Origin of the sequence: Microbacterium oleivorans (assembly GCF_013389665.1) — a bacterium.
GTDB lineage: Bacteria > Actinomycetota > Actinomycetes > Actinomycetales > Microbacteriaceae > Microbacterium > Microbacterium oleivorans_C.
Genome location: NZ_CP058316.1, coordinates 3,048,224 through 3,069,525, shown reverse-complemented (window position 1 = coordinate 3,069,525; position 21,302 = coordinate 3,048,224). Strand labels below are relative to the sequence as shown.

The 21,302-nt window shown below is 68.3% G+C and carries 19 protein-coding genes; 6 read left to right on the top strand and 13 right to left on the bottom strand.

The features are described 5' to 3' along the window. Positions 1 to 11: 11 nt before the first annotated feature. From HW566_RS14560 to trpD, 3 genes are all read right to left on the bottom strand, one after another. Positions 12 to 1,010: a PHP domain-containing protein gene (locus HW566_RS14560; RefSeq protein ID WP_178014057.1), complete on the bottom strand. Its 999-nt coding sequence runs from the start codon at positions 1,008 to 1,010 to the stop codon at positions 12 to 14. A gap of 49 nt (positions 1,011 to 1,059) precedes the next feature. Beyond that, positions 1,060 to 1,554: an aromatic ring-opening dioxygenase LigA gene (locus HW566_RS14555; RefSeq protein ID WP_178014056.1), complete on the bottom strand. Its 495-nt coding sequence runs from the start codon at positions 1,552 to 1,554 to the stop codon at positions 1,060 to 1,062. Positions 1,555 to 1,645: 91 nt separating this feature from the next. Next, the gene (gene trpD / locus HW566_RS14550; RefSeq protein ID WP_178014054.1) at positions 1,646 to 2,695 is read right to left on the bottom strand and encodes an anthranilate phosphoribosyltransferase; all 1,050 of its coding nucleotides are present in this window, start codon (positions 2,693 to 2,695) and stop codon (positions 1,646 to 1,648) included. A gap of 121 nt (positions 2,696 to 2,816) precedes the next feature. On the opposite strand from trpD, the gene ctaE reads away from it, so the two are divergent. The 5 genes from ctaE (at position 2,817) to HW566_RS14525 (ending at position 7,728) form a co-directional block, all read left to right on the top strand. Continuing rightward, positions 2,817 to 3,461 carry an aa3-type cytochrome oxidase subunit III gene (ctaE, locus tag HW566_RS14545; RefSeq protein ID WP_178014052.1) on the top strand — a complete coding sequence of 215 codons (645 nt, stop codon included), beginning with the start codon at positions 2,817 to 2,819 and terminating at the stop codon, positions 3,459 to 3,461. 17 nt (positions 3,462 to 3,478) lie between these two features. Then, the gene (gene qcrC, locus HW566_RS14540) at positions 3,479 to 4,279 is read left to right on the top strand and encodes a cytochrome bc1 complex diheme cytochrome c subunit (RefSeq protein WP_178014051.1); all 801 of its coding nucleotides are present in this window, start codon (positions 3,479 to 3,481) and stop codon (positions 4,277 to 4,279) included. Between the two features lie 36 nt (positions 4,280 to 4,315). After that, positions 4,316 to 5,392, top strand: a complete 1,077-nt coding sequence (qcrA, locus tag HW566_RS14535) for a cytochrome bc1 complex Rieske iron-sulfur subunit (RefSeq protein ID WP_178014049.1) — start codon at positions 4,316 to 4,318, stop codon at positions 5,390 to 5,392. Further along, positions 5,389 to 7,239 carry a cytochrome bc1 complex cytochrome b subunit gene (gene qcrB, locus HW566_RS14530; protein WP_178014048.1) on the top strand — a complete coding sequence of 617 codons (1,851 nt, stop codon included), beginning with the start codon at positions 5,389 to 5,391 and terminating at the stop codon, positions 7,237 to 7,239. Before qcrA ends, qcrB begins: the two co-directional genes overlap by 4 nt. Positions 7,240 to 7,320: 81 nt before the next feature. After that, on the top strand, positions 7,321 to 7,728 hold the full coding sequence (locus HW566_RS14525) for a rhodanese-like domain-containing protein (RefSeq protein WP_178014046.1): 408 nt from the start codon (positions 7,321 to 7,323) through the stop codon (positions 7,726 to 7,728). Between the two features lie 306 nt (positions 7,729 to 8,034). On the opposite strand, the gene HW566_RS14520 is transcribed toward HW566_RS14525, so the two are convergent. From HW566_RS14520 to HW566_RS14500, 5 genes are all read right to left on the bottom strand, one after another. Further along, complete coding sequence (locus tag HW566_RS14520) at positions 8,035 to 8,472, bottom strand: cytochrome c oxidase subunit 4 (RefSeq protein ID WP_178014044.1); 438 nt, start codon at positions 8,470 to 8,472, stop codon at positions 8,035 to 8,037. Beyond that, positions 8,473 to 10,239 carry an aa3-type cytochrome oxidase subunit I gene (gene ctaD / locus HW566_RS14515; protein WP_178014042.1) on the bottom strand — a complete coding sequence of 589 codons (1,767 nt, stop codon included), beginning with the start codon at positions 10,237 to 10,239 and terminating at the stop codon, positions 8,473 to 8,475. Continuing rightward, positions 10,239 to 11,144 carry an aa3-type cytochrome oxidase subunit II gene (gene ctaC / locus HW566_RS14510; protein WP_178014040.1) on the bottom strand — a complete coding sequence of 302 codons (906 nt, stop codon included), beginning with the start codon at positions 11,142 to 11,144 and terminating at the stop codon, positions 10,239 to 10,241. The genes ctaD and ctaC overlap by 1 nt, the downstream gene beginning before the upstream one ends. A 110-nt stretch (positions 11,145 to 11,254) precedes the next feature. Next, positions 11,255 to 11,614: an iron-sulfur cluster insertion protein ErpA gene (gene erpA / locus HW566_RS14505; RefSeq protein WP_178014038.1), complete on the bottom strand. Its 360-nt coding sequence runs from the start codon at positions 11,612 to 11,614 to the stop codon at positions 11,255 to 11,257. A gap of 103 nt (positions 11,615 to 11,717) precedes the next feature. Next, entirely contained in the window at positions 11,718 to 13,112 is a 1,395-nt protein-coding gene (locus HW566_RS14500) for a dipeptidase (RefSeq protein WP_178014036.1), read from the bottom strand. Positions 13,113 to 13,159: 47 nt separating this feature from the next. Between HW566_RS14500 and HW566_RS14495 the strand changes: the two genes are divergently transcribed. Next, a complete protein-coding gene (locus HW566_RS14495; RefSeq protein ID WP_178014035.1) occupies positions 13,160 to 13,729 on the top strand; it encodes a DUF3043 domain-containing protein in 570 nt (189 codons plus the stop codon). Here HW566_RS14495 and HW566_RS14490 read toward each other — a convergent pair. From HW566_RS14490 to dnaE, 5 genes are read right to left on the bottom strand one after another with little or no spacing between them, the layout of a single operon-like run. Further along, positions 13,704 to 14,747 carry a quinone-dependent dihydroorotate dehydrogenase gene (locus HW566_RS14490; RefSeq protein WP_178014033.1) on the bottom strand — a complete coding sequence of 348 codons (1,044 nt, stop codon included), beginning with the start codon at positions 14,745 to 14,747 and terminating at the stop codon, positions 13,704 to 13,706. The two genes, HW566_RS14495 and HW566_RS14490, sit on opposite strands and share 26 nt — an antisense overlap. An 11-nt stretch (positions 14,748 to 14,758) precedes the next feature. Next, complete coding sequence (gene nrdR, locus HW566_RS14485; protein WP_178014031.1) at positions 14,759 to 15,241, bottom strand: transcriptional regulator NrdR; 483 nt, start codon at positions 15,239 to 15,241, stop codon at positions 14,759 to 14,761. Between the two features lie 12 nt (positions 15,242 to 15,253). After that, entirely contained in the window at positions 15,254 to 16,552 is a 1,299-nt protein-coding gene (gene hisD, locus HW566_RS14480) for a histidinol dehydrogenase (RefSeq protein ID WP_178014029.1), read from the bottom strand. Positions 16,553 to 16,583: 31 nt separating this feature from the next. Then, the gene (locus HW566_RS14475) at positions 16,584 to 17,747 is read right to left on the bottom strand and encodes a hypothetical protein (RefSeq protein WP_256728752.1); all 1,164 of its coding nucleotides are present in this window, start codon (positions 17,745 to 17,747) and stop codon (positions 16,584 to 16,586) included. 49 nt (positions 17,748 to 17,796) lie between these two features. Then, on the bottom strand, positions 17,797 to 21,267 hold the full coding sequence (gene dnaE / locus HW566_RS14470; protein WP_256728969.1) for a DNA polymerase III subunit alpha: 3,471 nt from the start codon (positions 21,265 to 21,267) through the stop codon (positions 17,797 to 17,799). Between the last annotated feature and the right edge of the window lie 35 nt (positions 21,268 to 21,302).

Here is a 21,302-nt window from a genome sequence, read left to right as displayed (position 1 = left end):
GTCCCCCGAAGTCAGCCTCGATCCCGACCGGTCCACTCCCGCAGCCTCGCGAGCGGCCATGTCGTGACGATCCGGTCCGCCGGCACGCCGAGCCTCTCGGCGCGTGCCGCTCCGTAGTCGAGCAGCGACAGCTGGCCGGGCGCATGGGCGTCGGAATCGATGCTGAACAGACACCCCGCTTCGAGGGCCCCGGTGATCAGCTCGTCGGGCGGATCCTGACGCTCGGGGCGCGAGTTGATCTCGACCGCCACGCCATTCGCCGCGCAGGCCGCGAAGACCGGAGCGGGGTCGAACTCGGAGGGCGGCCGGGTGCCCCGACTCCCCTCGACCAACCGGCCCGTCACGTGGCCGAGCACGTCGACCCGGGGATCGGATGCCGCGGCCACCAGACGACGCGTCATCGGACCGTGCGCCATGCGCAGCTTCGAGTGCGCGGAGGCCACGACGATGTCGAGCCGCCGCAACAGCTCGTCCTCCTGGTCGAGCGATCCGTCGTCGAGGATGTCGACCTCGATCCCGCTCAGCAGGGTGAACCCGTCACCGCTCATGCCCGCGACGACGTCCAGCTGCTCTCGCAGCCGTTCGGGCGAGAGCCCTCGCGCGACCCGGAGCCGCGGTGAGTGGTCGGTGAGCGCCAGGTACTCGTGCCCGAGGGCGCGTGCCGCACCGACCATCTCCTCGATCGGGGTCAGACCGTCGGACCACTCCGAGTGCGAGTGCAGGTCGCCCCGCAGCAGTCGCCGCAGCTCCCCCGCCGGAACGACGCCGCGGCGCTCCCGCAGATCCGCCAGATACGCGGGCACGGCACCCCCGCGGGCCCGGACGATCACCTCGAGCGTGCGTTCGCCGATGCCCGCGCGACGTCGTAGCGCCGGGACGTCGTCGAGTTCTGCGTCCGTCAAGCCCGCGATCGCATCCGCGGCGGTTCGGAACGCCTTCGACTTGTATCTCGACGACCTCTCGCGCTCGAGGAGCTCCGCGATCTCGGTGAGGGCATCGACAGGGTTCATGCGCATACGCCGAAACCCGTGCCGAGGCACGGGTCCGGTCCCTCCTTGATCAGCCGGAGGTCACCGCGGTGCGGCGGACGACCACCGGGGCCGAGGCCAGGCGGTGGATCGCGAAGCCGAAGATGATCGACAGGATACCCATGCCCATCGCGAAGGCGGCGACGCCGAACGAGACCACGGACGTGAACAGCGAGGCCCGCAGGAACGACGCGTTCATCATGGTCGCGCGCACCGGGTCGTCCTTGTCCAGCTCGGCGTAGGTCTTGCCGCCCGACGCGTCGAGCGCATGGTGCTGGATGATGTCGGCCTGGACGAACGCGGTGAAGGGACCCGCAACCGTCTGCCCCTGGAAGGCGGCCGCGTCATCGGGCACGGTGATGTTCTCGGCCCGCAGCTGCGACGACACGATCGACCAGACGACGATGCCGCCGATGATCAGGACGACCCCTCCGAGCACGCCCAGGCTGCCCAGGAGCTTGACCAGGCCGGTGCGGCGGGTGGGCGCCTCCACCGTGTCGGCGGTGTGGGTGGCGGTGTGGGACATCGGTTCCTCCTCGGATCGTTGCCCTCACGCTATGCACCGCCCGCAGCCGCCCGCCGGTCCGCCCGCCGTGAGAATCCGAAGTGGTCAGACCTCAGCGATGCGTGGCTGCGACCCACGCCTCGAGCGTCTTCGCCGCACCGCCGGAGTCGATCGCCTCGGCGGCCGTCTCGGTCGCCTCCGCCAGACGCTCGAGGATCGGCCGCTGGACCTCCCCCGACTCGCGCCAGAGCCGATAGGCGACGATCCCGGCCGCGGCGTTCAGCAGCACGATGTCGCGCACCGGGCCGGCGTCGCCGGCCAGCACGCGCCGCACCACCTCGGCGTTGTGTTCCGGATCGCCACCCAACAGGTCATCGATGCGCGCGAGCGGGATCCCCAGGTCGCGCGGATCGAGATCGTGCTCGTGGATGTCGCCGCGACTGACCTCCCAGATCCGGCTGTGACCGGTCGTCGTCAGCTCGTCCAGTCCGTCGTCGCCGCGGAACACCAGCGCTGTCGCGCCGCGCGTACGGAAGACGCCCGTGATGAGCGGCACCCGGTCGAGGTGCGCGACGCCGACCGCGTTGGCCTCGGCACGTGCCGGGTTGCACAGCGGACCGAGGAAGTTGAAGACGGTGGGGATGCCCAGCTCGGCGCGGGTGGGGCCGGCGTGGCGGAATCCGGGGTGGAAGGCCGAGGCGAACGCGAAGGTGATTCCCGCCTCGTCGAGCACCCGCGCCACGCCGGCGGGATCGAGCGACAGGTCGATGCCGAGGGCGGCGAGCACGTCGGAGGACCCGGACTTCGAACTCGCGGCCTTGTTGCCGTGCTTGACGACGGGGACACCACTCGCTGCGGCGACGATCGAGGCCATCGTCGAGACGTTGACCGTGCCGAAGCGGTCGCCGCCGGTACCGACGATGTCGAGGGCATCCGTGGGGACCGACAGGGGCAGAGCCGCCTCGAGGATCGCATCGCGGAAGCCGACGATCTCGTCCACGGTCTCGCCCTTGGCGCGGAGGGCCACCAGGAAACCGGCCAGCTGCGACGATGTCGCGCGCCCGGCCATGACCTCGCGCATGGCCCAGGTGGCATCCGACACGCTGAGATCGCGCCCCTCGAGAAGATCCGTCAGGATGTCGCGCCACGCGTGCTGAGCCATGACACACGATCCTATCGGCCGGTTCTGAGGCTCCTTTCGGTGGATTCTTAGGCGGCCCTAACCTCGACCGAGTCGTACTCGACCTTCAGCGATGCAGAAACCTCCCTCCGAATCGGCCATAATGGATGCCGTGACGACCACTCCAGCGACGTATTCCCAGGCCCTGCGCTCGGTCAAGCGGCCGGACCCGGTCGCTGTGGGCACCATCGTGTGGCTCGGCAGCGAGGTGATGTTCTTCGCGGGGCTCTTCGCGATCTACTTCACCCTGCGCAACACCTCCCCCGAGCTCTGGGCCGACCGCACCGAACTGCTGAACATCCCGTTCGCCGCGGTCAACACGCTCGTCCTCGTGCTCTCGTCGGTGACGGCCCAGATCGGCGTGCACAACGCCGAGCACTTCCGCCCCTACCGCTCGGGAACGATCTGGAACCTGCGCAAGTGGGGCATGGTCGAGTGGTTCTTCCTCACCTTCGTCATGGGCGCGATCTTCGTCTCGGGTCAGGTGTGGGAGTACGCCACGCTGATCGCCGAGGGCATGCCCATCCAGGCCGACTCGTACGCGTCCGCCTTCTACATCACCACCGGGTTCCACGCCCTGCACGTCACCGGTGGACTCGTGGCGTTCCTTCTCGTCATCGGGCGCGCCTTCGCCGTCAAGAACTTCGGCCGGAAAGAGATGACCTCCGCCATCGTCGTGTCGTACTACTGGCACTTCGTCGACGTTGTGTGGCTCGTCCTGTTCGCCGTCATCTACTTCCTGAAGTAACCGGAGCTGATTCACTCATGGCATCCAAGAACCCGCGCCGCAACGGAGGCCGCCGCAGCAAGTGGGCAGCCGCCGCGCTGATCGGCATCGGCCTGCTCGTCACCGGCGGAGGCTACGCCGGCGCCACCGCTGCGATGGCAGCCGGAGACACGACGCAGACGGCATCCACGCTGACCGTCGAGGACGGCAAGAAGCTGTTCCAGGCCAACTGCGCCACCTGCCACGGCCTCAATCTCGAGGGCACGAACGACGGCCCGTCGCTCTACGGTGTCGGCGAGCTGTCTGTCGAGTTCCAGGTCGCGACCGGCCGCATGCCGCTGCAGATGCAGGGGCCGCAGGCGCCGCAGAAGCCCGTCCAGTTCACGCAGGAGCAGATCGAGGCGATCGCAGCCTGGGTGCAGTCCGAGGCCCCCGGCCCGACCTACCCCGAGTCGGAGGTCCTCGACGGCGAGGGCGACGTCTCGCACGGCGCCGAGCTCTTCCGGATCAACTGCGCGATGTGCCACAACGTCGCCGGTGCCGGTGGCGCCCTGACCGAGGGCAAGTATGCGCCGCCGCTGACGACCACCTCGCCGCTGCACATGTACGCAGCCATGGTCACGGGCCCGCAGAACATGCCCGTCTTCAACGACATGACCCTCACCACCGAGGAGAAGCGCGACATCATCAGCTACCTGATGCTGCGTCCGACCGAGAACTCCCCCGGCGGCCTGTCGCTCGGGTCGCTCGGGCCGGTCTCGGAGGGTCTGTTCATCTGGATCTTCGGTATCGGCGGGCTCGTCGCCATCACGGTGTGGATCACCGCGAAGTCGAACTGAGAACCGTGACGATCGAAGCAACGCACAAGGAGCAAAATGGCTGACGAGAAGGCGCCCGAGCAGGTTCCTGCTTCCCTGGTGCCCTCATCGGGGCTCGCCGTCGCGGTGTCCGACCCGGTGCAGAACCCCGGGCTCGCACCCCACCGCAAGCGCATCACCGACCAGGACCCCGCCGCCATGACGCGGGCGGTCCGCACCGTGTACACGCTGTTCTACCTGTCGGCCGCGGCCAGCATCTGGGCGATCGCGGCGTACCTGATCTTCCCGATCGAGAGCGGGCTGATCAGCGACATCCGCCGGAACAACCTGTTCATCGGGCTGGGTATCGCCACGGCGCTCCTGGCCATCGGTATCGGCGCCATCCACTGGTCCAAGGCCGTGATGAACGACACCGAGTTCATCGAGGAGCGCCACGCCACGCGTGGCAGCGACGACACCCGTGCCGCTGCGGTCCAGGTCTTCACCGACGCCAACAACGAGTCCGGCTTCGGCCGCCGCACGATGGTGCGCAACTCGCTGTTCGTCGCACTCGCGGCATCCATCCTTCCCGGCATCACGCTGTTCCGCGGCCTCGCACCGCACAGCTCCCCCGATCACCCGCACGCGGGCGACCCGGTGTACCTGCTGAAGCACACGATGTGGGAAGAGGGGATGCGGCTCGCGCACGACCCCACCGGCAAGCCGATCCGTGCCGCCGACCTGACCCTGGGCTCGGCCGTCCACGTCATCCCCGAGTCCCTCGCGACGCTCCCGCACCACGACGGCTACCTCGAGGAGAAGGCCAAGGCGATCGTGCTCCTCATGCGCCTGCTCCCCGAGCAGCTCAACGAGGCCGAGGACCGCAAGGACTGGTCGTACGACGGCATCGTCGCCTACTCGAAGGTGTGCACCCACGTGGGCTGCCCCGTCGCGCTGTACGAGCAGCAGACGCACCACCTCCTCTGCCCGTGCCACCAGTCGCAGTTCGACGTCACCAACGCGGCGGCCGTCATCTTCGGCCCCGCCGCACGTCCGCTGCCGCAGCTCCCGATCACCGTCGACGACGAGGGCTACCTGGTCGCACGCAGCGACTTCACCGAACCCGTCGGCCCGAGCTTCTGGGAGCGTCATTGAGCACCTCCACCCACCCCACGGAGAACGTCACGACCGCACCCGCGGTCCACACTGACGGCCCGACCCGTCCGTCGGACAAGCCGCTCGGCGGCAAGTTCGTCGGTGGCGTCGCGAACTATCTCGACGAGCGCACGAGCATCTCGGGCCTGGTCAAGGAGCTCGGTCGCAAGATCTTCCCCGACCACTGGTCGTTCATGCTCGGCGAGATCGCGCTGTGGTCCTTCGTCGTCGTCCTCCTCTCGGGAACGTTCCTCACGTTCTTCTTCGAGGCCTCGATGGCCGAGACGCACTACTACGGCGCCTACGCCCCGATGCGCGGCCTCGAGATGTCGGCGGCCATGGCCTCCACTCTCGAGATCTCGTTCGACATCCGCGGGGGTCTGCTGGTCCGCCAGCTGCACCACTGGGCGGCGCTCGTGTTCGTCGCGGGCATCGGCGTCCACATGCTGCGCGTGTTCTTCACCGGCGCGTTCCGCAAGCCCCGCGAGCTGAACTGGGTCATCGGCTTCATCCTCTTCATCCTCGCGATGGCCGAGGGCTTCACCGGTTACTCGCTCCCCGACGACGTCCTCTCCGGCAACGGCCTCCGCATCATCGACGGCATGATCAAGGGCATCCCCCTGATCGGCACGTGGACCTCGTTCCTGCTGTTCGGCGGGGAGTTCCCGGGTACCGAGATCGTGGGACGCCTCTACGCGCTGCACATCCTGCTGCTGCCCGCGATCCTCGTCGCCCTGATCGCAGCCCACCTGATGCTGATGATCGTCAACAAGCACACGCAGTTCGCCGGCCCGGCGCGCACGAACGGCAACGTCGTGGGCTACCCGATGATGCCCGTCTACATGTCGAAGATGGGTGGCTTCTTCTTCATCGTCTTCGGCGTGCTGGTGCTCATCGCGGCGATCTTCACGATCAACCCCATCTGGAACTACGGGCCGTACGACCCCTCCCCCGTGTCCGCCGGCACCCAGCCCGACTGGTACATCGGCTTCGCCGACGGCGCGTTGCGCCTCGTGCCGCCGCATTGGGAGTTCGTCCTGTTCGACCGCACCTGGTCGCTCAACATCCTCGTGCCGCTCGTCGGCCTGGGTCTGTTCATCGTCATCGTCATGGTGTACCCCTTCATCGAGGCCTGGCTCACCGGCGACAAGCGCGAGCACCACATCGCCGAGCGTCCGCGCAACGCGGCGACGCGGACGGCCGTCGGTGCCGCCGGCGTCACGTTCTACGCGGTGCTGTGGGCCGCGGCATCCTCCGACATCATCGCCACGCATTTCCACCTCACGATGGAGGGTGTCATCCACACGCTCCAGGCGATGCTGATCCTCGGCCCGGTGGTGGCGTACTTCGTGACGAAGCGCATCTGCATCGCGCTTCAGAAGAAGGACCGCGAGATCGCGTTGCACGGCTACGAGTCCGGTCGCATCGTCCGTCTGCCCGGCGGCGAGTACATCGAGGTGCACCAGCCCGTCGATGAGTACGAGCTGGTCAAGCTCGTGGACTACACCACGAACGCACCGCTCGTCGTGCGCCCGAACGACCAGGGCCGCATCCCGTGGCACGAGAACATCCGTGCCGGTCTCTCGCGCTGGTTCTTCGAGGATCGCCTCGCTCCCCTCACGCAGGGCGAGCTCGAAGCGGCGCGGGCCCACGCCCATCACGACCTCGAGCACATCGCCGAGGAAGAGGACGCGGAGCTCCAGGGGGCGCGTGACCGCGCCGGCGTTCCCGATGCACCTCATCGCCCGATCGACGACGGCAAGGGCGTCGAGACGGCGAACCGCCCCTCGAACATCATCGTTCCGGACGAGGATACCGACGCCGGCAAGGGTCACAAGAAGGACTGATCCCCGAGCTGTCCGGATTCCGGCGGGGTGTGACCGACAGGTCGCACCCCGCCGCTGTCGTGTCTGCGTAGCGTGGCCGTCATGACAGATGCACTCGCATACTTCACCGCCAAGCTCGACCACGAGACCGACGCGTCGGACGTCTTCGACGCGCAGCGCGCGGGCGAACCGTTCACCCTCGTCGACGTCCGGAGCGCGGCCGCGTGGGACCAGGGCCACGTGATCGGTGCCGTGCACCTGCCGCACCGGGAGATCGCTCACCGAGCCGCCGCGCAGATCGATCGCGACCGCGACGTAGTCGTCTACTGCTGGAGCCCGGGATGCAATGGGGGAACACGCGCAGCGATCGAGTTCGCCCGGCTCGGCTACCGTGTCCGCGAGATGATCGGCGGCTACGAGTACTGGGCACGAGAGGGTTATCCCGTCGAGAACGCCAGCGGCCCCCTCCCCCGCATCTCCGACCCCCTGGTCGCTCTCCTCCGCCCCTGAGAGCCCTCACACAGCGTGCCGGCCGGCTCCAACGCGGCGCAGGGGCCGAGCTCGCGGCGCAGGGGCCGAGCTCGCGGCGCAGGAGCCGAGCTCGCGGCTTGGGGCGCGCGGCAAGTACGGACAATCACGCCTACCTCGGATAGATCGGCGGAGGATCCTCCGATCTCGACGCGAACGTCCGCGTGTCGGGTCAGCGCGATGGGCGGGATGCAGCGGCGCAACCGCACGGACGCGCCGGTGAAGACGACGATGGCCACCGCACCGGAGTGCGATGGCCATCGTCCGACGCGGGCGTCCGCGACCGGCTCAGCGTGCGAAGTATCCGCGGTAGTACTCGTAGACCCAGCCGACGATGGCGACGACGAAGATCGCGAAGCCGATCGGAAGGAGGAACTGGCCCACCGCGAGACCGATGATGAACACGGCTGCGGCGAAGGCGAGAACGAGCGGCCACCACGACCACGGGCTGAACTCGCCGAGCTCGGGGTCACCGTCATCGATGTCGGCCGTGAGCGAGTCCTCGGGCAGCTCGCCGCCCTGCGCCTTGTGCACGCGTGACACGTAGAACGCGATCATCGCGCCCATGAAGCCGGTGAACAGCAGAGCGGTCGATCCGACCCACTCGATGCGGTGCCACCACAGCTCCTGGCCCGTGTTGCCGACGAGGTTCCAGACGGTGTACGTGACGAACACCGCGAAGAAGAACCACGTCAGCACCCACCAGAGGTTGATGTTGGTCTTCACTTACTTCACCTCTCCATCGGCGACGTCCACAACCGGCGCATCGGGGGCATCCTTCGCAGGGCCCACGCCGACCGGGATGGCGGCCTCGGGGTGGTTGAGGTCGAACGCGGGACGCTCGCTGCGAATCCGCGGGATCGACGTGAAGTTGTGGCGCGGCGGCGGGCAGCTGGTCGCCCACTCGAGCGATGCTCCATAGCCCCACGGGTCGTTCACGGTGACCTTCGGCGCGGTGCGCGAGGTGATCCACACGTTCAGGAAGAACGGGATCATCGAGGCGCCGAGGACGATCGCGCCGATGGTCGACACCTGGTTCTGCCAGGTCCAGCCGTCGGCGGCCGAGTAGTCGGCGTAGCGTCGCACCATGCCGTCCACGCCCAGCCAGTGCTGGATGAGGAAGGTCATGTGGAAGCCGATGAACAGCATCCAGAAGTGCACCATGCCGAGGCGCTCGTTGAGCATCCGTCCCGTCCACTTCGGCCACCAGAAGTAGAAGCCGGCGAACATCGCGAACACGACGGTTCCGAAGACGACGTAGTGGAAGTGCGCGACGACGAAGTACGAGTCGGAGAGGTGGAAGTCCAGCGGCGGCGATGCGAGGATCACGCCGGTGAGGCCACCGAAGACGAACGACACCAGGAAGCCGAGGGTGAAGACCATCGGTGTCTCGAAGGTGACGGAGCCCCGCCACATCGTTCCGATCCAGTTGAAGATCTTCACGCCTGTCGGCACGGCGATCAACATCGTCATGAGCGCGAAGAACGGCAGCAGCACGGCCCCGGTGACGTACATGTGGTGAGCCCACACCGCGACCGAGAGCGCCGCGATCGCGATGGTTGCGTAGATGAGCGTCTTGTATCCGAAGATCGGCTTACGGCTGAACACCGGCAGGATCTCGGACACAATGCCGAAGAACGGCAGAGCGATGATGTAGACCTCGGGGTGGCCGAAGAACCAGAAGAGGTGCTGCCAGAGCAGGACGCCGCCGTTGGCGGGGTCGTAGATGTGAGATCCGAGGACGCGGTCGGATGCCGCGGCGAAGATCGCGGCGGCGAGCACCGGGAACGCCATCAGGATCAGGATGCTCGTGACGAGCGTGTTCCACGAGAAGATCGACATCCGCCACATGGTGAGGCCGGGCGCACGCATCGTGATGATCGTCGTGATGAAGTTCACGCCACCGAGGATCGTGCCGAAACCGCTCATTCCGAGGCCGAGCATCCACAGGTTGCCACCGGCGCCGGGCGAGAATGTCGCATTGGCGAGCGGCTGATACGCGAACCATCCGAACGAGGCTGCACCCTGCGGGGTGAGGAAGCCCGAGATGGCGATGATCGAGCCGAAGAGGAACAGCCAGAAGGCGAACGCGTTCAGACGCGGGAACGCCACATCGGGCGCGCCGAGCTGGAGCGGCAGGATCGCGTTGGCGAATCCGGCGAACAGCGGCGTCGCGAACATGAGCAGCATGATGGTGCCGTGCATCGTGAACAGCTGGTTGTACTGCTCTTTGGTGGGCACGACCTGCATGCCGGGCTCGAACAGCTCCGCGCGGATGATCAGCGCCATGACACCGCCGAGGAGGAAGAACAGCACCGACGCGATCAGGTACATGTACCCGATCGTCTTGTGGTCGGTGGAGGTGATCCACTTGACGATGATGTTGCCCTTCTGCTCGACGCGCGATGCGCTGAGCAGCGCCGCTTGGCGCGGCGGAAGGGTCGTGGGGCGGCCCGAGGGCTGTTCGCCCTGGAGCGGAAGTGTCGTCGCCATCAGTGGCTTCCCTCGGCTGAATCGGTGACCGCGCCCGTTCCCGGGGCGTTCTGCAGGCGGTCGTAGGCGTCGTTGATGTCGCCCGTCTGGTCTGCCGCACGCAGCGACGCCAGGTAGTCCTCGTACTCGGCCTCGGACACGACCTCGACGTTGAAGAGCATCATCGAGTGGTACTCGCCGCAGAGCTCGGCGCACTTGCCGGCGTAGGTGCCCTCGCGCGTCGGCGTGAACGACCACGAGTTGGTGTCGCGCCCCGGGTACATGTCCTTCTTGTAGAGGAAGTCGATGACCCAGAAGGAGTGGATGACGTCGCGCGACTGCAGGTTGATCTTGACCGTCTTGTCGACGGGGAGCACCAGCGTCGGCAGCGCCGCCTGGTCGACGTCGCCGTTGGCCTCGGGCTGAGCCTGGACGCCCATGCTCCACACGGCGTCGGAGTTGTCCTCCTCGTCGCCGTTGTATTGGAAGTCCCACGCCCACTGCTTGCCGATGGCGGTGATGGAGACGTCGGGGTCGTCGTACTGGGTCTCGAGGATCGACTGGTCGCGCGCGGTGAACGCGAAGAACCCGATGACGAGGATGAGAGGGACGATCGTGTAGAAGATCTCGATCGGCATGTTGTAGCGCAGCTGGACCGGGAGACCGGTCTGGCCGCGACGGCGGCGGTAGGCGATCGCCGCGAACGCCATCAGGCCCCACGTCAGCACGCCCACGGCCAGCAGGACGATCCAGGAGTTGACCCACAGACCCGACACCATCTCGGTGCGGTTCGTGGCCTGGGTGCCATCGTCGGTGAAGCCCGGGAGGTAGCCGTTCAGCTCCGTCGGTGTACAAGCTGCGAGGGAGACTGCCGTGACGATCCCGAGTGGGATCACGGCCCAGCGGAGGCGGCGTTTGAAGCGCACAGTGCACCTTTCCGGGACGAATGGTTCGACCTTCAGTCTAGGGCAAGCTTCCACCCGATTCAGGCCATCCACTCAGGATGTCGGCGACGAGGACGTCGCGCGGGCGGGCGTCAGTGGAAGCTGTCGCCGCACGCGCACGAGCCCGCGGCGTTGGGGTTGTCGATCGTGAAGCCCTGCTCCGAGATCGTGTCCTTGAAATCGATGGTCGCACCGTCGAGGTACGGCACCGACATGTCGTCGACGATGACCTCGACGCCGTCGAAGTCGACGGCCTGGTCGCCGTCGAGGAAGCGCTCGTCGAAGTAGAGCTGATAGATGAGGCCGCTGCATCCGCCGGGCTGGACGGCGACACGGAGGCGGAGGTCGTCGCGATTCTCCTGCGAGAGGAGGCGCTTCACCTTGAGCGCCGCCTCATCGGTGAGCGAGACGCCGTGGGCACGGACGGTTTCGGACGTGGCGATGTCGGTCATGATTCTCCCGAGTCTCGGGCCGCAGGACAGTCGGCCGGTGCCACGATTCTACGCGTGGCACCGGCGCCCGGGGCGGCCGCCGCAGCGGATCCGCGACGGTCGGTCAACGCGTGGTCGCGTCGAGTCGGTCGAGCAGGAGGGCTTCGGACACCAGGGCCCGGCGGAACGTGTCGAGGTGGAGCGACTCGTTGGGGCTATGGGCGCGCGAGTGCGGGTCCTCCACCCCGGTCACGAGGATCTCGGCTTCGGGGAACTCGCGTACGAGATCGGCGATGAAGGGGATCGAGCCGCCGACGCCGATGTCGACCGGTTCGACACCGTACCCCTCGGCCAGCGCGGCCCGGGCGTGGGCGACCGCTTCGCCACGGGTGTCGACCAGGAACGGGTTTCCGGTCTCGACGTCACGGAAGGTCAGCTCCGCGCCGAACGGAGCGTGGGCGCGCAGGTGCTCCTCGATCGCGCGGTAGGCGTCCGCTGCCGATTGCCCCGGCGCCACTCGCGCCGAGATCACGACCGAGACCTCCGGGCTCAGGGTGTTCGACGCATTGCGCACGCTCGGGGCGTCGATCCCGGTCACCGTGATCGAGGGCTTGTTCCAGATCCGCGACAGGATCGAGCCACCGCCGATCGGCGCGACGCCGGCGGGGAGCCCCGCCTCCGAGCGCAGGGTCTCCTCGGAGTACGCGGGTGTCTCGGCGTCGCGTTCGGTCAACCCGGCCACTGCCACCGCTCCGGTCTCGTCCCACAGGGTCGACAGCAGCGTGACGGTGGCGAGCATCGCATCGGGAACGGCTCCGCCGAACATCCCCGAATGCGAGGCGTGCTCCAGGGTCCGCACGGTCATCGTGAAGCGGGCGTTCCCCCGCAGCGAAACGGTCAGGGCCGGTGTCGTGGCATCCCAGTTGCCGGAGTCGGCGACGACGATGACGTCGGCGCGCAGCGCTTCGGCGTTGTCGGCGAGGAACGCGGCGAACGACGCGGACCCCGCCTCCTCCTCGCCCTCGATGAACAGGTTCACGCCCAGGTCGAAGTCCGGTCCCGCCACCTCGGCGAGGGCGCGCAGAGCGCCGATGTGCGCCATGACCCCGGCCTTGTCGTCGGCGGCGCCGCGACCGTACAGCCGCCCGCCGCGCACCGTCGGCTCGAAGGGCGACGACTCCCACAGAGACTCGTCACCGACCGGCTGGACGTCGTGGTGGGCGTAGAGGAGGATCGTCGGCCGGCCGTTGCGTGCGGCCCGCGTGGCGAGCACCGCCGGCATCCCCTCCTCTCCCGTCTCGGGGACGATCGCGGTCGCGACATCGACGCGGTCGAAGATGCCGAGGCCCCGCGCGAGCGCGGCGACGGCAGTCGCACTGCGCTCGACCTCGGCCCGGTCGAAGCCGGGGAAGGCCACCGAGGGGATGCGCACGAGAGCGCCCAGATCGGCGAGGGCAGCGGGCACGGCGGACAGGGCGGCGTCGCGCACAGCGGTGGACCGAGGAGATTCGGAGGTCATGCGGGTAATCTTAGAAGGCACGTTCGTCGCAGAACCCGAGGATCCCCGTGGCCAAAACTCCCGCTGCCCCTGCTCCGGACGACGCCACCGCGGCGTCGACGGGCTCCGGCAAGAACCGTCCCACTCCCAGCCGTGCCGCCCAGGAGGCGGCTCGCAAGCGCCCGCTGGTGCCCGACACCAAGGAGGCCAAGGCGCGCGCCCGCGCCGAGCTGGCCGAGCGGCGCGACAAAGCCCGCATCGGCATGGCCAACGGCGACGAGCGCTACCTGCCGGTGCGCGACAAGGGCCCGCAGCGTCGGTTCGTGCGGGACTACGTCGATGCCGGCTGGCACCTCGGCGAGCTGGTCATGGGAGCGATGGTGCTCGTGATCATCGTCACGTTCCTCGGCTCCAACGCCGTGACCTTCTATGCGTTCATCGCGCTGTGGGCGTTCATCCTGCTCGTCATCGGCGACATGGTGCTCACCAGCGCCCGCGTGAAGAAGGCGGCCCGCGCCAAGTTCGGGGCCGAGCGGCTGGAGAAGGGCCTGGGCTGGTACGGCGCGATGCGCTCGATCCAGATGCGCTTCATGCGACTGCCGAAGCCGCAGGTCAAGCGCGGCCAGCGCCCCGCCTGAGCCGCACGAGCTCACGGTTGATCTGGCGCGCCCACAGCGGGCCGCGGTAGATGAACGCGGTGTACCCCTGAACCAGGTCCGCTCCGGCCTGCAGCCGCTCCTCCACGTCGGCGGCGGTCTCCACTCCCCCGGCGGCGATCACGCAGAACTCCGCCGGCACGGCTGCCCGCACCAGCCGGAGCACCTCGAGCGAACGGCGGCGCAGTGGCGCACCCGACAGTCCACCCGCACCCATCTCCTCGACCGTGACATCGTCGGTGATCAGGTCTGCGCGCGAGATCGTCGTGTTCGTCGCGATCAGGCCGGCCAGCCCCGCATCGACCGCCATCGTCGCGATCGCCGTCACCTCGTCGTCCTCGAGGTCGGGGGCGATCTTCACGAGGAGCGGGGTCGTGCCTGCGGCATCGCGCACCGCCTCGAGCAGCGGGCGCAACGTCGCGACAGCCTGAAGCCCGCGCAGGCCGGGCGTGTTGGGTGACGAGACGTTCACGACGAGGTAGTCGGCCTCGGGTGCGATGAGCCCCGTGCTGGAGACGTAGTCGGCGGTCGCGTCGTCGACCTCGACGACGCGGCTCTTGCCGATGTTCGCCCCGATGACCGGCCGCGGCGAGAGCCGGCGCAGCCGTCGGAGCCGGGATGCCGCGGCCGCGGCGCCCCGGTTGTTGAACCCCATCCGGTTGATGAGGGCGCGGTCAGCGACGAGCCGGAACAGCCGCGGGCGCGGATTCCCGTCCTGCGGGATGGCGGTCACGGTGCCGATCTCGACGTGGCCGAACCCGAGGGCTCCCAGACCGCGCACCATGATCGCGTTCTTGTCGAAGCCGGCGGCGACACCGAACGGGGAGTCGAAGACCTGACCGAGCGCTTCGACCCGGAGGGACGGATCAGCACGGGTCAGCGCACGCGCCGCGATGGAGAACGGCGGGATCCCGAGGAGGCGGATGACAGGGACCACGAGGTGGTGCGCCGTCTCTGGATTCATGCGCGAGAAGACAGCGCGGAAGATGAACGGGTACATCGCGCTCCAGCCTAGAGCGCCGCCGACTCCGCCGAGGTCTGTGCGGTGACGTGGTCGGCACGAAGCTGCTCGATGGCGGCCTCGAAGTCCTCGAGCGTGTCGAAAGCCTGGTAGACGCTCGCGAAGCGGAGGTAGGCGATCTCATCGAGGTTCCGCAACGGCCCGAGGATCGCGAGCCCGATCTCGTTCGTGTCGATCTGCGACGAGCCCGTCTGACGGACCGCCTCCTCGACCGCCTGGGCCAGGACGGCGAGATCGGCCTCGGTCACCGGGCGCCCCTGGCACGCCTTGCGCACCCCCGACATGACCTTCTCGCGGCTGAACGGCTCGATCACACCGGACCGTTTGATGACGTTCAGGCTCGCGGTCTCGATGGTCGAGAAACGACCGCCGCACTTCGGGCACTGGCGGCGGCGGCGGATGCTCAACCCGTCGTCGCTCGTGCGCGAGTCGATGACGCGGGAGTCTGGGTTGCGGCAGAAAGGACAGTGCATGGCGACCCCAGATTACGCGTCGAACCGCGCCGAGACGGCTTCGCCGTGCGCCGGTAGCTGCTCGGAGGCCGAGAGCGCCACGATGCCGTCGTGCACGGTGCGCAGGGCATCGCGGTCGTAGGAGATCACCTGCTGCGAACGCAGGAACGTCGCCGCACCGAGACCTGCGGCGTAGCGCGCCTGCCCCCCGGTCGGCAGGACGTGATTGCTGCCGGCGAGGTAGTCTCCCAGGCTCACCGGCGTGTGGTCTCCCACGAAGACGGCTCCCGCGTTGACGAAGTCGTCGGGGCGCGGGTCAGCGAGATGCAGCTCGAGGTGCTCGGGCGCGTAGGCGTTCGAGAACGCTGTCGCGGCCGCGACGTCGTCGACGAGCACGATCGCCGACTGGGGGCCTGCGAGGGCGACCGCGACCCGGTCTGCGTGGTGCGTCGTCGCGGCGCGAGTCGCGGTGCGACGGGAGACCTCCTCGGCCAGGTCGAGCGAGTCGGTCACCAGCACCGCCGCAGCCTGCTCGTCGTGCTCGGCCTGGCTGACCAGATCGGCGGCCACGAGCTCGGGGTCGGCCGTGGCATCGGCCACGATGAGGATCTCCGTGGCGCCGGCCTCGGAGTCGGTGCCGACCACACCGGCGACGACGCGCTTTGCAAGCGCGACGAAGTTGTTGCCGGGACCGGAGATGACATCGACCGGATCGAGCCCGAGCGAGTCGACGCCGTAGGCGAACGCTCCGACCGCGCCGGCGCCTCCCATGGCGTACACCTCGGTCACGCCCAGCAGGTGTGCCGCCGCGAGGATCACGGGGTGCACACGCCCACCGTGCTCGCGCTGCGGCGGCGAGGCCAGCGCGACCGTGGCCACTCCCGCGACCTGCGCGGGCACGACGTTCATCACCACGCTCGAGGGATAGACGGCCTTGCCGCCGGGGACGTAGACGCCGACGCGCCGCACGGGTCGCCAGCGCTGCTCGACGCGGGCACCGGGCCCGAGCTCGGTGACGCGGTCGGGCGGCACCTGCGCCGCGGACGCGAGACGCACGCGGCGGATGGCCTCCTCGATGGCGGCGCGCACGGCGGGATCGAGACCATCGAGCGCCTCGGAGAGGTGCGCGGCGGGAACACGCACGTCATACCTCTCGACTCCGTCGAATCGCGCGGCCTGTTCCCGCAACGACACCTCGCCGCGCGAGGCGACGTCGTGGACGATCTCGGCCGCCGTTGCGAGAGCGAGGCCGCGCGCGGCCTCGGCACGGGGTACGGCGGCGAGCAGCTCAGCGGCCGTCAGGTCGCGGCCGCGCAGGTCGATGGTGCGCATCGTTCCAGGCTAATGCTCGCGGCGGCCCCGCTCAGCCGCGCGTGACGTCGTGGGTCTCGTGCAGGTAGCCCACGCGGCCGTCCTCGTGACGGACGACGAAGACCTCGCCGCGGTCCTCGATGACCAGCGCCCAGGCCGTGGGCCCGATGCTGAAGAGCGGCGCCCCGCTCTCGTCGAGCACCTCGCGCTCCTCGGGAGCGAGCGCCCAGAACGCCTGGGGTGCCGGCGTCTGCTCGATGACCGTCGTGGCGTTCGCGTCGAATGGCTCGGCGGCGTCGGCCGGCGCTGCCTCGGAGGTGTTCTGACCGGCCGCCGCCGGAGCCGCATAGCCGGCGTACGCCGGCTGGGGGGAAGCGGACGGACCGGAGGGCGCGGCGGTCGGCACCGCACGCTCGTAAGCGGGTCGCGGCGAGACCGGTCGAGCGGCGCGCGCGAGGCGATGGGCGGACGCGTCGGGTCGATGGCGGAAGTCCTCACCCAGGACGGGCAGGTGCGGTGCGACCACGGTGAGCACGACGCCGGCGAGCATCAGGACGAACTCGACCCAGACGACCCAGCTGGCCACGAAGACCCTCGTCTGAGCGAGGGCCACGAAGGCCCCCCAGATGATGCCGAGCCAGACCGTCGCCGAGACCGAGAACGCGACGGAGGCGAACTGATCGATGCCGAGGGAGCCGACACGGCGGATGCCCTGAGGGGAGAACCGGCGGAGGACGAGCAGGAAGACGGCCACCGTGGGCGCGCCGATCGTGAGGACCCAGTCGATCCCGGCCCCCCACACCGAGGATCCGGCGCCGAACCGTCCGTAGATGGGGAAGAACGAGAAGATGAAGGCGAGGGCCCAGACGCCGACCAACGCGGTCTCGCGGATCGACAACGGGCCGACCCCGTACTGCGCCGGCGCGCCCGCCGTTGCGGCGGAGGCCGTCGTCACCGGGGTTCCCGGCTCGGAGCCGGGACCGGCAGATGCGGCGTCGACCGACGGGGACGTCGCATCGTCGGCCGCCGTGTCGCCGATCTCGGCGATGTCGTCGTGCCGGGAGGGCGACGCGGACTCGCTCTCGGCCGCGTCGGAGCGAGTGTCGTCGGCCGACTCGTCCACCCGCGGGTGGTGATCGGTCGCCGCGTCTGCACCGTCCGGCGCCGAGGTGACGGGACGGTCGTCGTCGAAGTCGTTCTTCTTCTCGTCGGTCACGATGTTCCCTTCGTCACAGCGGTTGCACTGCGGTGCGATCCTACCCGGCTCACCCCAGGCATTGCGGGCCGAGAAGCCCCTTGAGCTCGCCGTAGAGGTCGGGGGTCACACGCACCGGATGCGGCACCTCGAACACCTTCGCGGTGCCCGCACGGTGGAGCTTGAGAGACACCTCGGTGTCGCCGCTGTGGCGGCGCAAGACGGCAGCGAGCTCTCCGATCGTCGACTCCGTCGCTCGTTGCTCCGGGAGCAGCAGCACGAGGGGGCCCGACGCGTCGAACGAGCCGAGATCGGGAGAGAGGGCCGATTGCCCATGCAGGTTGAGTCCGTCGTCGCGGCGCGACACCCGACCGCGCACGACGAGGATCGAGTCCGCGACCAGCATGCTCTGGAACTCGGTATACGTCTTTCCCATGAACATGATCGTCACCTCGCCGTCGAAGTCTTCGACGGTGATCATGCCGTAGGGGTTTCCGCTCTGCTTGGCGACGCGGTGCTGCACGCTCGTCACGAGTCCTGCCACCGTCACCTGATCACCGTCCTGGACGTCCTCGGACGCGAGGAGGTCGTGGATGGAGGTCGACGCGTGCTTGGCCAGGGGGATCTCGAGGCCCGCGAGCGGATGGTCGGACACGTACAGCCCGAGCATCTCGCGCTCGAACGCCAGTTTGTCCTTCTTCGTCCACTCCGGCCGTTCCGGCACCTTGGCGGGCATGACCTCTTCGGACTCGTCGTACAGGCTGTCGAAGTCGAACCCGATCGCGCCCGTGGCGGCTTTGCGCTTCGCGTCGACCGCCGCCTCGACGGCGTCCTCGTGGATCTCCATCAGCGCGCGGCGCGTGGATCCGAGGGAGTCGAAGGCGCCCGCCTTGATCAGCGACTCGAGGGTGCGCTTGTTGGCGACGTGGAGCGGCACCTTGGTGAGGAAGTCGTGGAAGCTGACGTAGTTGTCGTCGGCGCGCGCCGTGATGATGCCGTCGACGACGTTCGCCCCGACGTTGCGCACGGCCCCCAGGCCGAAGCGGATGTCTTCGCCGACGGCCGCGAAGTAGCGGATCGATTCGCCGACATCGGGCGGCAGGACCCGGATGCCCATGCGACGGCACTCGTTGAGGTACACCGCCATCTTGTCCTTCGAATCCCCCACGCTCGTCAGCAGCGCCGCCATGTACTCGGCCGGGTAGTGGGCCTTGAGATAGGCCGTCCAGTACGACACGAGCCCGTAGGCGGCGGAGTGGGCCTTGTTGAAGGCGTAGTCGGAGAACGGCAGCAGGATGTCCCAGAGCGCCTTCACGGCTCCCTCGCCGAACCCGCGCTCCTTCATGCCCCCCGAGAAGCCCTCGTACTGCTTGTCGAGCTCGGACTTCTTCTTCTTGCCCATCGCTCGTCGCAGGATGTCTGCTTGCCCGAGCGAGAAGCCGGCGACCTTCTGAGCGATCGCCATGACCTGCTCCTGATAGATGATCAGGCCGTAGGTGGTGTCGAGGATCTCGCGCAGCGGCTCTTCGAGCTCGGGGTGGATCGGGGTGATCGGCTGCAGCCCGTTCTTGCGCAGCGCGTAGTTGGTGTGGGAGTTGGCTCCCATCGGGCCCGGTCGGTACAGCGCGATGACGGCCGAGATGTCCTCGAAGTTATCGGGTTTCATCAGACGCAGCAGCGATCGCATCGGGCCACCGTCCAACTGGAACACTCCGAGCGTGTCACCTCGCGTGAGCAGGTCGTAGGCGGGGCGATCGTCGAGCTCGAGGTGCTCGAGATCGAGCTCCTCGCCCCGGTTCATCCGGATGTTGTCGAGGGCGTCGGAGATGATGGTGAGGTTGCGCAGCCCCAGGAAGTCCATCTTGATCAGGCCGAGCGTCTCGCACGACGGGTAATCGAACTGCGTGACGATCTGCCCGTCCTGCTCGCGACGCATGATCGGGATGATGTCGAGCAGCGGCTCGGACGACATGATCACGCCGGCCGCGTGGACTCCCCACTGCCGCTTCAGCCCCTCGAGCCCCAGCGCACGGTCGAACACCGTCTTCGCATCCGGGTCGGTGTCGATCAGCGCGCGGAACTCGCTCGCCTCCTTGAAACGCGGGTGCTCCTTGTTGAACATGCCGTCGAGGGGCATGTCCTTTCCCATCACCGCGGGCGGCATGGCCTTGGTCAGCTTCTCGCCCATGCTGAACGGGAAGCCCAGCACACGGCCGGCATCCTTCAGCGCCTGCTTGGACTTGATCGTGCCGTACGTGACAATCTGCGCGACCCGCTCGGAGCCGTACTTCTCGGTGACGTAGTCGATGACCTCGCCGCGACGACGGTCGTCGAAGTCGACGTCGAAGTCGGGCATGCTGACGCGGTCGGGGTTGAGGAACCGCTCGAAGATGAGGCCGTGCTCGAGCGGGTCGAGGTCGGTGATGCGCATCGCGTACGCCACCATCGACCCCGCCCCCGAGCCGCGACCGGGACCGACGCGGATCCCGTTGTCCTTCGCCCAGTTGATGAAGTCGGCGACGACGAGGAAGTAGCCCGGGAACCCCATCTGCAGGATGATGCCGGTCTCGTACTCGGCCTGCTTGCGCACCCGGTCGGGGATGCCGTCGGGGTATCGGTAGTGCAGGCCCGCCTCGACCTCCTTGACGAGCCAGCTGTCCTCGGTCTCGCCGTCGGGCACCGGGAACCGCGGCATGTAGTTGGCGGACGTGTTGAACTCGACCTCGCACCGCTCGGCGATCAGCAGCGTGTTGTCACAGGCCTCGGGGTGATCGCGGAAGAGCTGACGCATCTCCTGAGCCGTCTTGATGTAGTAGCCGTCGCCGTCGAACTTGAACCGGTTGGGATCGTCGAGGGTCGAGCCGGACTGCACGCACAGCAGCGCCGCGTGGGCGTCGGCCTCGTGCTGGTGCGTGTAGTGGGAGTCGTTGGTGGCCACCAGGGGGATGTCGAGGTCTTTGGCCAGGCGCAGCAGGTCGGTCATGACCCGGCGCTCGATCGAGAGCCCGTGGTCCATGATCTCGGCGAAGTAGTTCTCCTTGCCGAAGATGTCCTGGAACTCGGCCGCGGCGGCGCGCGCGGCGTCGTACTGGCCGAGGCGGAGCCGCGTCTGCACCTCGCCGGACGGACAGCCGGTGGTCGCGATGAGGCCGCGACCGTAGGTCTGGAGCAGCTCGCGGTCCATGCGCGGCTTGAAGTAGTAGCCCTCCATGCTCGAGAGAGAGCTCAACCGGAACAGGTTGTGCATGCCCTCGGTGCTCTCGCTCCACATCGTCATGTGGGTGTAGGCACCCGACCCCGACACGTCGTCGCTCTTCTGCTCGGGCGCTCCCCACGCGACGCGCGACTTGTCGCTGCGGTGCGTACCGGGAGTGACGTAAGCCTCGAGACCGATGATCGGTTTGACGCCGGCAGCCTGCGCCGCCCGATAGAACTCGAACGCCGCGAAGGTGTTGCCGTGGTCGGTGACCGCGATCGCCGGCATCCCGTAGTCGGACGCCGCCTGCGTCATCGCGGCGATCTTGGCCGCACCGTCGAGCATCGAGTACTCGCTGTGCACGTGCAGATGGACGAAGG

What these genes read in the sequence shown, in the direction of transcription:
- HW566_RS14525 (WP_178014046.1), top strand. Translation starts at nt 7,321, where the DNA reads ATGACAGATGCACTCGCATACTTCACCGCCAAGCTCGACCACGAGACC.
- ctaD (WP_178014042.1), bottom strand. Translation starts at nt 10,239, where the DNA reads ATGGCGACGACACTTCCGCTCCAGGGCGAACAGCCCTCGGGCCGCCCC.
- ctaE (WP_178014052.1), top strand. Translation starts at nt 2,817, where the DNA reads ATGGATGCCGTGACGACCACTCCAGCGACGTATTCCCAGGCCCTGCGC.
- HW566_RS14500 (WP_178014036.1), bottom strand. Translation starts at nt 13,112, where the DNA reads ATGACCTCCGAATCTCCTCGGTCCACCGCTGTGCGCGACGCCGCCCTG.
- qcrC (WP_178014051.1), top strand. Translation starts at nt 3,479, where the DNA reads ATGGCATCCAAGAACCCGCGCCGCAACGGAGGCCGCCGCAGCAAGTGG.
- HW566_RS14555 (WP_178014056.1), bottom strand. Translation starts at nt 1,554, where the DNA reads ATGTCCCACACCGCCACCCACACCGCCGACACGGTGGAGGCGCCCACC.
- HW566_RS14560 (WP_178014057.1), bottom strand. Translation starts at nt 1,010, where the DNA reads ATGAACCCTGTCGATGCCCTCACCGAGATCGCGGAGCTCCTCGAGCGC.
- hisD (WP_178014029.1), bottom strand. Translation starts at nt 16,552, where the DNA reads ATGCGCACCATCGACCTGCGCGGCCGCGACCTGACGGCCGCTGAGCTG.
- nrdR (WP_178014031.1), bottom strand. Translation starts at nt 15,241, where the DNA reads ATGCACTGTCCTTTCTGCCGCAACCCAGACTCCCGCGTCATCGACTCG.
- trpD (WP_178014054.1), bottom strand. Translation starts at nt 2,695, where the DNA reads ATGGCTCAGCACGCGTGGCGCGACATCCTGACGGATCTTCTCGAGGGG.
- HW566_RS14490 (WP_178014033.1), bottom strand. Translation starts at nt 14,747, where the DNA reads ATGTACCCGTTCATCTTCCGCGCTGTCTTCTCGCGCATGAATCCAGAG.
- erpA (WP_178014038.1), bottom strand. Translation starts at nt 11,614, where the DNA reads ATGACCGACATCGCCACGTCCGAAACCGTCCGTGCCCACGGCGTCTCG.
- qcrA (WP_178014049.1), top strand. Translation starts at nt 4,316, where the DNA reads ATGGCTGACGAGAAGGCGCCCGAGCAGGTTCCTGCTTCCCTGGTGCCC.
- dnaE (WP_256728969.1), bottom strand. Translation starts at nt 21,267, where the DNA reads ATGCTCGACGGTGCGGCCAAGATCGCCGCGATGACGCAGGCGGCGTCC.